This is a genomic window from Brevundimonas vesicularis, assembly GCF_032067225.1.
Classification (GTDB): Bacteria; Pseudomonadota; Alphaproteobacteria; order Caulobacterales; family Caulobacteraceae; genus Brevundimonas; species Brevundimonas vesicularis_F.
Genome location: NZ_DAMBJX010000023.1, coordinates 1 through 12,834 on the forward strand (window position 1 = coordinate 1; position 12,834 = coordinate 12,834).

Below are 12,834 nucleotides of genomic sequence, written 5' to 3' on the forward strand. Positions count from 1 at the left end.
TGGCAAACGCCGTTCGAACCCCTGCGTGTGACCTGGGTCGCCGATTGGCAAACCGCTCAGGACATCGTTCAGCGTCGTGATTTCGTGCAGAACGCAGACTCGCGTCCTGCCGAATATCTGGACACCAAGAACTTCATGCGGAACGACTTCTCGGTCCGTTATCAGGTTCGTGATGATCTGACGCTCACCGGCACGGTGCAGAACGCCTTCGACTCCGAACAGGCGCGTTGGCTGGGCGCTACGCTCTACTCCAACTTCGATCCTTACGGACGTCGTTACTCGATCAGCCTGAACTACCGTCCCTGGTAAGACTGGGATGAATGCGGAAAGGGCGGCTCAAAAGAGCCGCCCTTTGTCGTTGTCGACAGGAAAACTCCAGCAACGCTTCCGGTTTGGGGTGTTCTTCGGTCCGACTCACCTTATCGCCGTAACCTTCTCTTAACCTTCATGGGCGCAATCCTTAACGCGCTCATAACCAAAGCGATTCGGCGGGGCGGTCGGTTGGTTTGAAGGGGCGGGTCAGCAGGTCGGAAACAGAAAATGTCGCTCTCATTGGTCAAGCCGCAACACACTGAACTGAAGCCCCGCATCGTCGTGTTCGGCGTCGGCGGCGCCGGCGGCAACGCCGTGAACAATATGATCGACGCTGGCCTCGAAGGGGTCGAGTTCGTCGTGGCCAACACCGACGCGCAGCACCTCAGCTTCGCTAAGACCGATCGCCGCATCCAACTGGGCGAGACCATCACCCAAGGCCTGGGCGCCGGCGCCCACCCCGAAGTCGGCATGAACGCCGCCGAGGAATCCGCCGACGAAATCCATCAGCACCTGGAAGGTGCACACATGGTCTTCATCACCTGCGGCATGGGCGGCGGCACCGGCACCGGCGCGGCCCCTGTCATCGCCAAATGCGCGCGGGATCGCGGCATCCTGACCGTCGGCGTCGTAACCAAGCCCTTCACCTTCGAAGGCCGTCATCGCATGCGTCTGGCCGACGCGGGCGTCGCTGAGCTGCAACGCTATGTCGACACCCTGATCGTCATTCCGAACCAAAACCTGTTCCGCGTCGCCAATGAGCGCACGACCTTCGCCGACGCCTTCGGCATGGCCGATCAGGTCCTGCACTCGGGCGTGCGCTCGATCACCGACCTGATGATCCTGCCGGGCCTGATCAACCTGGACTTCGCCGACGTGCGCGCCGTCATGTCCGAGATGGGCAAGGCGATGATGGGCACGGGCGAGGCCACGGGCGACGACCGCGCCCTGCTGGCGGCCCAGAACGCCATCGCCAACCCGCTGCTGGACGAGACCAGTCTGAAGGGCGCCAAGGCCGTGCTGGTGAACATCACCGGCGGTCTGGACATGACCCTGCTGGAAGTCGACGAAGCCGCCAACGCCATCAGCGCGGAAGTGGACGGCGACGCCAACATCATCTTCGGCGCGGCCTTCGACCCGGCCCTGGACGGGAAGATCCGCGTCTCGGTCGTCGCGACCGGCATGGACGAGGGCGAAGTGCGTCGCATTGAACCCATCGCGCCGCCGGCCGCCAGCGCGCCGCTGGCTGGTCATGACGCGCGCCGCTCGGCTGGGGGTCTGTATGGCACGCAAGCCTCGCGCGCCCCGGAACCGACCCGCGACGCCTACCGCGAGCCGGTCCGCGCAGAAGCCCCGCGCGCGCCTGAGCCCCGCATCGAGGCGGCGCCGGTTGTGCCGACCTTTCAGGCTCCTGCCGCTCGCGAACCGGAACCGCGCCCCGAGCCGGTGATCCGCGTCGCCGAGCCGCAGCCGCGCGCTCTGGACCCCATCGTTGATCCTTGGGTCGAGGAATATGAAACCCGCGCGCCGGCCCCGCGCGTCGCGCCGCAAGGCGATCTCTATGAGCGCGCCGCGCCTGCGGCCCAGCAGCCTCAGGCCGACGATGGTTACGACGACCGTGACCACCGCCGCAGCGGCTGGAGCCTGTTTGGTCGCGGCAAGCGCACCCAGCCTCAGCACGACATGTCCTATGCGCCGCAATCGTCGCATCAGGCGCGCTCTTCGGCTCAACCGGTCCAACATCAAGAACCGGAGGCGGGACAGGCCGATGACGACCTGGAAATCCCATCCTTTCTCCGCCGTCTGGCCAACTAAACGTCCCAAATGACGATGAAACGCCCCGGAGCCCGCCTCCGGGGCGTTTCTCGTTCTCGGATGTGTCTCAGACCGAAACAATCCGAAACCGGACTTTGATTTCGCGCTTGCGGCATGACCGCTAGATGAAACGCAGGGCGCAATCCGCACGGCGTGCGGCGCGCAAAGGAAAGAGCGAGTTCAGGTTTGTCGGTCAGAAGCGACCATCACGAACGCACCATCGTCGCCCCGGCCATCATCGCCGGGGTCGGGGTGCACACCGGCCGCCGGGTGCGGCTGGCGGTTCGGCCTGCGCCATCGGGCACGGGCATCGTCTTCGTGCGCACTGACATCACCGACCGCGACAACCGCATTCCGGTGTCAGGCGAGGCCGTGGTTGACGCCCGCCTGAACACCATGATCGAGAACGGCGCGGGTGTTCGCCTGTCGACGATCGAGCATTTGATGGCCGCTTTCGCCGCCCTGGGCGTGTCGAACGCCGTGGTCGAGGTGGACGGACCGGAGCTGCCGATCCTGGATGGTTCGGCGCTGGAGTTCGTGAAGCTGCTGGATCGGGCCGGTTTCCGACCGCAGCCGACGCCGCAGCGCTATATCGAGATCCTGGAAACGGTCCATGTCGTCGAGGGTGACAAGCATGCGGCCCTGATGCCGTGCGACCGCTACGAGATGCGGTTCGAGATCGACTTCCCGTCGGCCGTGATCGGCAATCAAGTGATCGACTTCGTCGTGGACGAACCGAACTTCCGCAAGGAGATCATGGCCTGCCGCACCTTCGGTTTCGCCCATGAGGTCGAGGCGTTGCGCAAGGCGGGTCTGGCGCGGGGCGGCTCGCTGGAGAACGCCGTAGTCATCGACGGCGACGAGATTTTGAATCCCGGCGGCCTGCGCATGGAACGCGAGTTCGTCCGTCACAAGGCGCTGGACGCCATCGGCGACCTGTATGTCCTGGGCGCGCCGCTGCTGGGTCGCTACGAAGGCTACAAGGCCGGTCACGCCCTGAACAACAAGCTGGTCCGCGCCCTGTTGGCCGCCCCGCACGCCTGGCGTGAAGTGACCCGCGTGCCGGAGCTGGCGCGCGCGGGCTAAGCCCCGATCACCGCAATCAATCGACCGAAGTCCGGCTCGCCGTGCTGAAAGGCGCGGCGGTTCGAATAGAACCGCTCTGCGTCCGCGCAGGTGTCGTGGCCGGTCCAGACGGCCTGGCCGACCCCGGCCTGCTGCAACCGCCACAGGACAAAGCCGGGCAGGTCGAACTGGCGTTTGTCGTCGGATTCTCCGGGGTGGAAGAAGCGGTCGCTGCCAGGATCGTGGTGGGTGAAGCGATCTTCGAAATCGACGCCGACCTCATAGCTGGCGGGCGCGATGCAGGGGCCGACGACGGCGACCACCCGCCGAGGCTCGGCGCCCAGGGCCTGCATGGCGGAAACGGCGGAGTGGATGACGCCGCCCAGCGCGCCCTTCCAGCCGGCGTGGACGGCAGCGACGATGCGGGTCTCGGGATCGGCCATCAGGATCGGCGCGCAGTCGGCGGTCAGGACTGAACACAACAGGCCCGGCTCGGCCGAGACGACGGCGTCGCCTTCCGGCCGGTCGCCATGCCAGGGACCTTCGGCCACACGCGCCACGGCGGAATGGATCTGGTAGCAGCCGTTCAGATGATTGGCGTCGGCATTGAAATGGGCCGCGACGCGCCGGCGGTTTTCGGCGACGGCGGCCGGTTCGTCCTTGGAGCCGACGCCAGCGTTCAACCCTTCATAGATGCCGGTCGAGACGCCGCCCGCACGCGTGAAGAAGCCGTGGGCGATGCCGGCGGCGGTCAGAAGCGGGTGGGTGATGGGAGACAGGTCGCTCATGCCCCCACCTATATCAGGCGTCCCAGCCGGGCACGACCAGGGATCGGGGGGCGAAGATGGCGGCGGCCTTGAACAGGGTTCCCATCTGGTCGTCGCCGGTCAGCCGATCCAGCTGGCGCGCAATGACGCCGGAGGCGGCGGGCCGGCCGGCTTTCAGCGCCTCGGCGCGGGCCTCGATGCCCAGCCGGCGTAGGAACTCGCCCTGGGGCAGGCTGCCGGTGACGTCGGCGCCGGTTCGCACCGCAGCTTCCAGCACCAAGGGGAAGTCGGCCCACTGGGTCAGGTCGGCTTCGCCGGGCGTGGCGAGGGGATCCACCTTCTGGTGACGACGCAGGGCCTGGAGCGTGTCGCCGGCTTCGGGGCGGGCGCGGCCATAGTCGATCAGCACAGCGGCGCCCGAGGCGGCTTTCATCAACAGGCCGAGGTCGCGGCCGAAGACCGCCTGCTGATCCGAAATTTCCAGAATGCCGCCTGGCGCGATGTCGAAGTCCGGCTTCTGAAAACCGCCGGAAATGGCGGTCAGGCCGAAGATCAGATCGCCGTCGTCTGTGACGCCGATGCGGCGCTCGGCCCAGCCGCCGTCGGTGCGGACGAACTGACGGGCGGGCATGCAGTCCAACACTTCGTTGGCAATCAGGATGACAGGGGCGTCGGTCTCGATCGCCGTCAGGCTGCGGACCCAGCGCGGCGACGGGTCGGCGCCGGCCAGGGCCTTGGCCTGGAGATCGCGCAAGGGGGCGCTGGGTTCGATCAGGATCAGATCGCAGGCTTCAAGAAAGCCCGGGACCAGGCGGGCGGCGCGTAAGGCGTCGCTCATCAACGTGCCGTCGCCGGGGCCGACCTCGACCAGGCGGAACCGCTCGGGCGCGCCCAGCCGGTTCCAGGTTTCGACCGCCCACAGGCCGATCAGTTCGCCGAACATCTGGCTGACCAAAGGGGCGGTGATGAAGTCGCCACGCGCACCCAAGTCCGGACGCGCCGCATAGTAGCCGCCCTTGGGATCGTGCAGGCAGCAGGTCACGTAGTCGGCGACCGTCATCGGACCCGTCAGCGCGATCTCGCGCGCCAGACGGGCCTTGAGGGTTTCTGTCTCGCTCATGCCTCAGCGGCAGCCGGCGGACGCTTCCACGCCCGCCAGATCAGCCAGGCGCCGACCAAGATCATCGGGATCGACAGCATCATTCCCATGGTCAGGCCGAACGGGAAATCTGGCATGCCGATATCCGGCTCGCGCACATTCTCCAGCGCCGCGCGGCAGACGCCATAACCGACCAGGAACAGGCCGGTGATATAGCCGGGCTTCTTCAGCAGGCCGAACTTCCAGATGGCAATGGAAAGGACGGAGAAGAGGACGATCCCCTCAAGACCCGCCTCATAGAGCTGGCTGGGGTGGCGGGGCGCATCGCCCGCGGGGCAGAAGCCGTACATCTGTTCGATGCGGGCGTTGCAGAAGCGCACGGCCCAGGGGACGGTCGTCTCGCGGCCCCACAGCTCGCCATTGATGAAGTTGGCCAGGCGGCCGAACATCAGGCCGATCGGCACGACGGGCGCGACCAGATCGCCGAGGCGCAGCATGTCGATCTTCTGCGACCGGGCATACAGGACGATGGCCAGGCAGACGCCCAGGAAGCCGCCGTGGAAGCTCATGCCGCCGGTCCACAGCTGGAACAGTTCGAACCGCTCGCCCAGCGTCTGGCCGGTGAACAGCTGGCCGTACATGGCCGGCTTGTAGAAGAGGGCGTAGCCCAAGCGGCCGCCCAAGATGATGCCTAGCACGATCCACAGCACCAGGTCGTCCAGTTGCGTCGTGGTGACAGGCGGCTTGCCGGGCGCCCACAGCCTTTGAGTCTTGGCCAGGCGCGCGGCGTACCACCAGCCCAGCACGATGCCGGCGACATAGGCCAGCGCGTACCAGCGGATCGGAAGCGGTCCGAGGTGGATCAGGACCGGATCGAATTCGGGAAAGGGCAAGGGGCGTTCCTGTGCGGGACTGTCTTTGACAGCGGTTTAGCAAGCGTCGCCGCCGTCGTCGCCTGTGAAGACGCATCACGACGCCTTGATGGCGCCCGCGAAGCAGCAGAAAGAAAGGTTTCGTTCACCATAGTCGGTGAACCTTCGTTAACGACGTTGAGGTCGGAGCCGCCATGCAGACCCGCAATCCCATTCTGGACGAGTTCGCCAAGCTGACGACCGGCGCCATGGGCCTGGCCCAAGCCGCAGGCGAAGAGGCCAAGACCGCCTGGCGCGCCCAGGCCGACCGGATCGCCGCCGAAATGGACCTGGTCCGTCGCGACGAGTTTGATGTTCTGAAGGACGAGATCGCGGCTCTGCGGGCCGAGATCGCAGAGCTGAAGGCCGCCCAAAAGCCGGCTGCAAAGCCCGTGAAGGGAACGTCCACAGATGGAACTCAACCCGGGGACGCAGCCGGTTGAGCCGAATCTGCGAACAGGCTTACCGTTCTGTTAACGCCCGCGATTCTCGCGGACGCAGCGTGAAAGACACTTGATGGACATCGCCCGGCCCGAGGAAGTGGACGTGCCCTTCGACCCGCTTGAGGTCGTCGAGCATGTGCTCACGGCCGAGAATCTTCCCTTCGACCGCACCGACGATGGCGACCTGGCCTTTGCTCTGGCCGGAGACTGGAAGGACTATGAACTGTGGTTCGCCTGGCGTCCCGAGGGCGACTGTCTTCAGCTGTGTTGCGCGCTGGATCTGAAGGTGGCCAAGAGCCGCAAGACGGCGGCCTATGAGCTGGTCGGTCTGATCAACCAGCGCACCTGGATGGGTCATTTCGAGGTCTGGGCCGAGGACGGGGAGATCGTCTTCCGCCATTCGCTGGCCTTGCCGATGGGCGAGCGCCCGACCCTGGCCCAGGCGGCGTCGATGATCGACGCGGCCATTGAGGCTTCGGATCGCTACTATCCCGCCTTCGACTTCATGGTGCGCGGAAACAAGAAGCCGCAGGAGGCGATCGACGCCTGCCTGTTCGAGACCGTCGGCACCGCCTGATGCCAAGCGCGGAATCCGTGGCGGATCCCGTCGTCCTGGTCGGCTGCGGCCGACTGGGCTCCGCCATTCTGGAAGGCTGGCTGCAGACCGGAACGGTGGCGGCGTCCGACCTGATCATTCTCAGCCCGTCGGAAAAGCCGGCTGCCGAAACGGCGCGGGCCAAGGGCGCGCGGATCAATCCGCCGCTGGAGGCTTTGACCGAGGCGGCGGTCATTGTGCTGGCGGTGAAACCGGCCATGTGGCGCGAGGTGATGGCTCCGCTGGCGCCGTTCCTGAACGACCGGGCCGTCATCCTGTCGGTGATGGCGGGCGTGACGGCGCCGACCTTGGCCGAAGGCCTGGGAGGCTGGCCCATCGTGCGAGTGATGCCGACAACCGGCGTGTCGCGCGGTCGCGGCGTGGCCTCGGTCTGGTCGGCGGATTCGCGCGCCGAGGACGTCGGGCGCGCGTTGTTCGAGCCGATGGCCGAGACGGTCGTGCTGGCCGACGAGGCGCTGATGGATGCGGCGACGGCGGTGGCCGGATCGGGCGCAGCCTATTTCTACGCCTTCACCGACGCGCTGGCGCGGGCCGGGGAGGCGGCGGGTCTGGATGCAGCGACGGCGGATGTGCTGGCGCGCGCGACCCTGAGGTCCGCAGCCGACTCCATGGGCGACGACACGCTGGAGGCCCTGATCGGGCGCATCGCCTCGCCCGGCGGCTCGACCCGCGCCGGGCTCGACGCCATGGCGAAGGACGGCCGCCTCACGGCGATGCTGGACGAGACGGTCGCGGCGGCGGTCAGACGCAACCGCGAGATGGGCGCTCAGAAGCGTCCGCGCTCGATCTGATCGCCGAAACGCTCGAACGCGCGGTTGGCGTCACGCCAGACGCTGTAGCCCCAGACGTCGTTGATGCTGGGCGTGAAGTAGGAATAGTCCACGGGCCGCGTCACGCCGTCCGCCATCACGATCTCGCCCTTGATGGCCGCGCCGCCGACGGACACGCTGCGGATCGGGTCGAGGCCGGGCGTCTGACGGACCTGTTCGAACGTCGGCCGGTTCGGCTTCAGATCAACCAGCACCAGATTGGCGGTGGCGCCCGGATAACGCTGGGCCAAGGCCTTGCCGACTTCGGCCTGAAGGCCGGCGATCTGTTCATTGACCTCGCGGTCGCCGAGCTTTTCGACCTCGCGCTGAAGCTGCGGCCCGACCGTGACGTTCACCGTCGGCGCTTGAGCCTGAGCCATGGCGGCGACGGCGACGGTCGCGGCCAGCGGTGCAAAGAAGGCGAGTTTACGCATCGAAATCATCTCCAAGCCCTGTCGCCTTCAAGATGACCCTTGCAGCGTCGTTTCGCCAGACCCTGCTGACGAAAGGTTCAAAGCCTTAGGCGGACTCGGCGACGGTGACCGCGCCGGGGATGCGGATCGTCGCTTTCAACCCGCCCAGTTCGCTGCGATCCAGGGTGACGTCGCCGCCGTGGCCGCGCGCCACATCGCGCGCGATGGCGAGGCCCAGACCGACGCCCTTGCGGTTCTGATTGCGGGACTCGTCCAGGCGCGAGAAGGGCCGGAAGGCCTCGTCATACATGGCTTCGGGAATGCCGGGTCCGTCGTCCTCGACGATGATCTCCAGCCCGCCTGACGCCAAGGCGCGGACCGACAGGCGCACGTGCTCGCCGTGGGATGCGGCATTGCCGGCCAGGTTCACCAGGGCGCGCTTGAAGGCGAGGGGGCGAACCGAGGCGGTCAGGCCCTCGGCGACCACCACCTCGACCTCGGCGCCGGCGCGTTTCGCATCTTCGCCGGCCGCCTTCAGCAGGTCGGAGATCGAGACAGGCTTCGGCGGTTCGCCCGCCTCGCCACGGGCGAAGTCGAGGTATTCGTCGATCATATGTTCCATCTCGTCCAGGTCGCCCCGCATGGCGGACTGGCGCTTGAAGGGTGGAGCCAGAGCCAGTTCGAGACGCAGACGGGTCAAGGGGGTGCGCAGGTCGTGGCTGACCGAGGCGAGCAGGGCGGTGCGTTGATCGATGTGGCGCTGGATGCGGTCGCGCATGGCCATAAAGGCCACGGCGGCGGCGCGGACCTCACGCGCGCCGTGCGGCTTGAACCGGGGCACGGTCTCGCCACGCCCGAAGGCTTCGGCCGCGTCGGCCAGACGCTCGATGGCGCGGACCTGATTGCGGATGAACAGGATGGCGACCCCCATCAGCAGGACGGTCGCCACCGCCAGCCACAGGACGAAGATGTGAGCCTGCGTGGCCACCGCGCGCTCGCGCGGAGCGATGATGCGCAGCACCCCTTGCGGCTCCTGCACCTGGATGTCGACGTAGGCGGGATAGCGGGTGGTGTCGAACCAGTAGGGGCGGTCCAGACGCGCATCCAGGGCCTTGTCCAGCACACGGTCCACCACGCCGATGGCGCCGCGGCGTTCTTCCGTCGGAAGGGTGCGCCCGTCCTGAAGCACGATGGACAGGGACATGGACCGTTCGGCGCGATTGGCCAGCTTGTCCAGGTTCGCCGGGCTGGGGTCGTCCTCATAGCTTTCGACGGCCCAGGCGATGTCGCCGGCCAGGCCTTCGGACAGGCGCGCGGTCACCGTCTGCCAGTGGGCGTCGAAGAAGACCCAGGTCACCGCCATCTGCATCACCAGCACCGGCAGGACGATGATCAGCAGCGACCGGCCCCACAGCGAGGTCGGCAGGCGCCGCTTAAGGAATCGCGGCCACAGATAGGCGGGCAGAAGCCGCATCGGCTCAGTCGGGAGCCAGCATATAGCCGACGCCGCGCACGGTCTGGAGATAGCGCGGGTTCTTGGGATCGACCTCCAGCTTGCGGCGCAGGCGCGTCACCTGGACGTCCACGGCGCGGCCGGTGATGTCGGCGGTGTCGGGCGACAGGCTCATCCGCTCGACCGGAGCATGGGCATGAAGCGCCAGGGTCTTGAGCAACTGGGCCTCGGCCTCGGTCAGACGCTGGGGCGCGCCGTCACGGCTCAACTCCAGCCGTTCCATGTCGAAAACGGCGGTGCCCAGCTTGATTTCCTTGGGACCGATCGGCTTGCCGCCGGTGCGACGCAGGATGGCGTCGATGCGGAGCACCAGTTCGCGCGGTTCGAACGGCTTGGACATGTAGTCGTCGGCGCCGCGCGACAGGCCCTCGATGCGGTCCTCGGGATCGCCGCGCGCCGTCAGCAGCAGGACCGGCGTCTTGGACAATTCGGCCTTGTTGCGGACCCAGCTGGTCAGGTCCAGGCCGCTTTCGCCCGGCATCATGACGTCCAGCACGACCAGGTCGAACTCGATCAGCTCCATCATCCGCTTGGCGGCCGCCGCGTGCGCGGCGCCCGTCACGCGATAGCCTTCGCGCGCTAGGAATTCCTTCAGCAGTTCACGGATGCGATCGTCGTCGTCGACAATCAGCAGATGGCGGCCGACGCCGGGGCCGGCGATGGGGCCTGAGCGGCCATGCGAACGCGATTCCGTCATGCTCATGCGACGTTTCCCCCGCTTGCGGCGTTGACCTGAGCGATTCGTGCGGCTCTAAGACCGTCAGTTTCGCGGGAGACGTATTTCAATGGCCTTCGTTCCTTTCGACGATCGTGACGGCTTCATCTGGGTGAATGGCGATTTCGTCCCCTGGAGGGAAGCGAAAACGCACGTTCTGACCCATGCCCTTCACTATGGCTCGTCGGTCTTTGAGGGTGAGCGTATGTACGGCGGCGAAATCTTCAAGCTGACGCAACATTCCGAGCGCCTGAAGCGGTCCGCCAACCTGCTCGATTTCGAGATACCCTACAGCGTCGCTGAAATCGACGCCTTCTGTAAGGAAACCTGCGCCAAGAACGGTCTGACGGACTGCTATGTGCGTCCCGTCGCCTACCTGGGCCCGGAACAGACCAGCGTTTCGGCCCTGAACAACAAGGTTCACCTGGCCATCGCCGTGTGGGACTGGCCCAGCTATTTCGACCCCGAGGTCAAGGCGCGCGGCCTGCGTTTGGAATGGTCCAAGTGGCGTCGTCCCGATCCGGCGACGGCCCCGACGACGGCCAAGGCGGCGGGTCTGTACATGATCTGCACCATGTCCAAGAACGCCGCCGAGCGCCGCGGTTTCGCCGACGCCCTGATGTTGGACTGGCGCGGCTATGTCGCCGAGGCGACCGGCGCCAACGTCTTCTTCGTCAAGGACGGCGTCATCCACACGCCGAATGTCGAGCACATTCTGGACGGCATCACCCGCCAGACCGTGATCGAGATCGCCCGCGAGAAAGGCATCGAGGTTGTGGTGCGCGAGATCAAGCCGGAAGAGCTGTCAGACTTCACCGAATGCTTCCTGACCGGCACGGCCGTTGAGGTGACCCCGGTCGCCGAGGTGGGCGAATACCGCTTCACCCCCGGCGCCCTGTCGCTGGATCTGATGGATCACTACGGCAAGCTGGTGCGCGGCCAACTGTAAGCCGAGGCGCGACGACAGGAGGAGGGCGGTCCCTTAATGGGCCGCCCTTTTTCGTTTCGCTTGCCAGCCGCGTCACTTTGTCCTTGAAGCGAATACAGACCGGCAGGCGCGCCGGGTGCGGGGATCGTTTTCCATGTTCAGCCTCCTGAACCTCCAGAGCCTTCTGGGTCTGGTCGTCATCGTCGCGGTCTGCTGGGCGATCTCGGAGAACCGCAAGGCCTTCCCCTGGCGGCTGACCATCGGCGCGATCCTGGTGCAGGCGGGGCTGGTGCTGGCCCTGTTCGCCATTCCGGGCTCGCAGGCGGTGCTGGCGGCGGTGACGGGCGCGGTGGACGGTCTGGCGGTCGCCACGACCGAGGGGACCAAGTTCGTCTTCGGCTATCTGGCCGGCGGGGACCAGCCCTATACGGTCTCGAACCAGGGCGCGCTTTTCACCTTCGCCTTCCAGGTTCTGCCGCTGATCCTGGTGATTTCCGCCCTGTCGGCCCTGCTGTGGCATTGGAAGATCCTGAAGTGGATCACGCTGGGCTTCGGCTTCCTGTTCCAGAAGACGATGGGTCTGGGCGGCGCGTCGGCCCTGGCGGTCGCGGCCAACATCTTCCTGGGCATGATCGAAAGCCCGATCGTGATCCGCGCCTATCTGGACAAGCTGACGCGTTCCGAGATCTTCCTGATGATGGTGGTGGGCCTGGCGACGGTCGCCGGTTCGACCATGGTGGCCTATGCGACGATCCTGTCGCCGGTGCTGCCGAATGCGGCGGGGCACGTGCTGGTGGCCTCGATCGTGTCGGCGCCGGCCGGCGTGCTGCTGGCCCGGATCATCATCCCCGAGAAAGAGGGGATGGGCGGCGCGGTCGCAGACTATGACTCGGCCCTGAAATACGACAGCGCCATCGACGCCATCGTCAAAGGGACGTCCGACGGCCTGATGGTGGTGCTGAATATCTCGGCCGTGCTGATCGTGTTCGTGGCCTTGGTCGCCCTGGTCAACGTCATGCTGGGCGGGTTCGTCGTGTTCGATGCGCCCCTGACCGTCGAGCGGATGCTGGGCTGGATCTTCGCGCCGGTCGCTTGGCTGATCGGGGTCGAGTGGAAGGACGCCGATGTCGCCGGCTGGCTGCTGGGCGTCAAACTGACCCTGACCGAGTTCGTCGCCTTTATCGACCTGGGCAAGGTGCCGGCTGCAGAGATGACCGAGCGCACGCGGATGCTGATGACCTACGCCCTGTGCGGCTTCGCCAACATCGGCTCGGTCGGCATCACCGTCACCGGCCTGTCGGTCCTGATGCCAGAACGCCGCGAGGAGGTGCTGGGCATGGTCTGGAAGGGCCTCTTCGCCGGCTTTTTGGCCACCTTGATGACCGCGGCCATCGTCGGCGCGATGCCCAGCGTTGTCTTCGGCTAGGA

The 12,834-nt window shown here is 66.4% G+C and carries 14 protein-coding genes; 8 read left to right on the top strand and 6 right to left on the bottom strand.

What is annotated here, in order from left to right; translation table 11 throughout:
* From RT123_RS07710 to lpxC, 3 genes are all read left to right on the top strand, one after another.
* The coding region (locus RT123_RS07710) for a TonB-dependent receptor (RefSeq protein ID WP_313008612.1) at positions 1-309 on the top strand (309 nt) is incomplete at its 5' end.
* 231 nt (positions 310-540) lie between these two features.
* The gene (ftsZ, locus tag RT123_RS07715) at positions 541-2,127 is read left to right on the top strand and encodes a cell division protein FtsZ (RefSeq protein WP_055803793.1); all 1,587 of its coding nucleotides are present in this window, start codon (positions 541-543) and stop codon (positions 2,125-2,127) included.
* A 186-nt stretch (positions 2,128-2,313) separates the two neighbouring features.
* Positions 2,314-3,213 carry a UDP-3-O-acyl-N-acetylglucosamine deacetylase gene (lpxC, locus tag RT123_RS07720; RefSeq protein ID WP_313008613.1) on the top strand — a complete coding sequence of 300 codons (900 nt, stop codon included), beginning with the start codon at positions 2,314-2,316 and terminating at the stop codon, positions 3,211-3,213.
* On the opposite strand, the gene pgeF is transcribed toward lpxC, so the two are convergent.
* The 3 genes from pgeF to lgt are packed head-to-tail and all read right to left on the bottom strand — an operon-like array spanning position 3,210 to position 5,951.
* Positions 3,210-3,980, bottom strand: a complete 771-nt coding sequence (pgeF, locus tag RT123_RS07725) for a peptidoglycan editing factor PgeF (protein WP_313008614.1) — start codon at positions 3,978-3,980, stop codon at positions 3,210-3,212. The genes lpxC and pgeF overlap by 4 nt on opposite strands.
* 13 nt (positions 3,981-3,993) lie before the next feature.
* Positions 3,994-5,079 carry an SAM-dependent methyltransferase gene (locus RT123_RS07730; protein WP_313008615.1) on the bottom strand — a complete coding sequence of 362 codons (1,086 nt, stop codon included), beginning with the start codon at positions 5,077-5,079 and terminating at the stop codon, positions 3,994-3,996.
* Positions 5,076-5,951, bottom strand: coding sequence for a prolipoprotein diacylglyceryl transferase (gene lgt / locus RT123_RS07735; RefSeq protein WP_039246902.1), 876 nt, complete (start codon positions 5,949-5,951; stop codon positions 5,076-5,078). Before lgt ends, RT123_RS07730 begins: the two co-directional genes overlap by 4 nt.
* Positions 5,952-6,124: 173 nt before the next feature.
* Between lgt and RT123_RS07740 the strand changes: the two genes are divergently transcribed.
* The 3 genes from RT123_RS07740 to RT123_RS07750 all read left to right on the top strand — a co-directional run bounded on the left by RT123_RS07740 (position 6,125) and on the right by RT123_RS07750 (position 7,819).
* The gene (locus tag RT123_RS07740; RefSeq protein ID WP_017504504.1) at positions 6,125-6,412 is read left to right on the top strand and encodes an accessory factor UbiK family protein; all 288 of its coding nucleotides are present in this window, start codon (positions 6,125-6,127) and stop codon (positions 6,410-6,412) included.
* A 73-nt stretch (positions 6,413-6,485) separates the two neighbouring features.
* On the top strand, positions 6,486-6,989 hold the full coding sequence (locus RT123_RS07745) for a YbjN domain-containing protein (protein WP_017504503.1): 504 nt from the start codon (positions 6,486-6,488) through the stop codon (positions 6,987-6,989).
* 17 nt (positions 6,990-7,006) lie between these two features.
* The gene (locus tag RT123_RS07750) at positions 7,007-7,819 is read left to right on the top strand and encodes a pyrroline-5-carboxylate reductase dimerization domain-containing protein (protein WP_313008616.1); all 813 of its coding nucleotides are present in this window, start codon (positions 7,007-7,009) and stop codon (positions 7,817-7,819) included.
* Here the strand turns inward: RT123_RS07750 and RT123_RS07755 are convergent.
* The 3 genes from RT123_RS07755 to RT123_RS07765 form a co-directional block, all read right to left on the bottom strand.
* Positions 7,795-8,271 carry a hypothetical protein gene (locus RT123_RS07755; RefSeq protein ID WP_210416166.1) on the bottom strand — a complete coding sequence of 159 codons (477 nt, stop codon included), beginning with the start codon at positions 8,269-8,271 and terminating at the stop codon, positions 7,795-7,797. The genes RT123_RS07750 and RT123_RS07755 overlap by 25 nt on opposite strands.
* Before the next feature lie 85 nt (positions 8,272-8,356).
* Entirely contained in the window at positions 8,357-9,724 is a 1,368-nt protein-coding gene (locus RT123_RS07760; RefSeq protein ID WP_313008617.1) for an ATP-binding protein, read from the bottom strand.
* A gap of 4 nt (positions 9,725-9,728) precedes the next feature.
* Complete coding sequence (locus RT123_RS07765) at positions 9,729-10,460, bottom strand: response regulator (RefSeq protein WP_369814635.1); 732 nt, start codon at positions 10,458-10,460, stop codon at positions 9,729-9,731.
* Between the two features lie 88 nt (positions 10,461-10,548).
* Between RT123_RS07765 and RT123_RS07770 the strand changes: the two genes are divergently transcribed.
* Both RT123_RS07770 and RT123_RS07775 read left to right on the top strand, forming a co-directional pair.
* On the top strand, positions 10,549-11,427 hold the full coding sequence (locus RT123_RS07770) for a branched-chain amino acid aminotransferase (protein WP_045810405.1): 879 nt from the start codon (positions 10,549-10,551) through the stop codon (positions 11,425-11,427).
* Positions 11,428-11,560: 133 nt separating this feature from the next.
* Complete coding sequence (locus RT123_RS07775; protein WP_039247069.1) at positions 11,561-12,832, top strand: NupC/NupG family nucleoside CNT transporter; 1,272 nt, start codon at positions 11,561-11,563, stop codon at positions 12,830-12,832.
* The last annotated feature ends 2 nt before the right edge of the window (positions 12,833-12,834 follow it).

Coding starts and splice junctions, on each gene's coding strand:
- RT123_RS07755 (WP_210416166.1), bottom strand. CDS start 8,271: ATGCGTAAACTCGCCTTCTTTGCACCGCTGGCCGCGACCGTCGCCGTC.
- RT123_RS07765 (WP_369814635.1), bottom strand. CDS start 10,460: ATGACGGAATCGCGTTCGCATGGCCGCTCAGGCCCCATCGCCGGCCCC.
- RT123_RS07760 (WP_313008617.1), bottom strand. CDS start 9,724: ATGCGGCTTCTGCCCGCCTATCTGTGGCCGCGATTCCTTAAGCGGCGC.
- RT123_RS07770 (WP_045810405.1), top strand. CDS start 10,549: ATGGCCTTCGTTCCTTTCGACGATCGTGACGGCTTCATCTGGGTGAAT.
- RT123_RS07745 (WP_017504503.1), top strand. CDS start 6,486: ATGGACATCGCCCGGCCCGAGGAAGTGGACGTGCCCTTCGACCCGCTT.
- RT123_RS07740 (WP_017504504.1), top strand. CDS start 6,125: ATGCAGACCCGCAATCCCATTCTGGACGAGTTCGCCAAGCTGACGACC.
- pgeF (WP_313008614.1), bottom strand. CDS start 3,980: ATGAGCGACCTGTCTCCCATCACCCACCCGCTTCTGACCGCCGCCGGC.
- RT123_RS07775 (WP_039247069.1), top strand. CDS start 11,561: ATGTTCAGCCTCCTGAACCTCCAGAGCCTTCTGGGTCTGGTCGTCATC.
- RT123_RS07730 (WP_313008615.1), bottom strand. CDS start 5,079: ATGAGCGAGACAGAAACCCTCAAGGCCCGTCTGGCGCGCGAGATCGCG.
- ftsZ (WP_055803793.1), top strand. CDS start 541: ATGTCGCTCTCATTGGTCAAGCCGCAACACACTGAACTGAAGCCCCGC.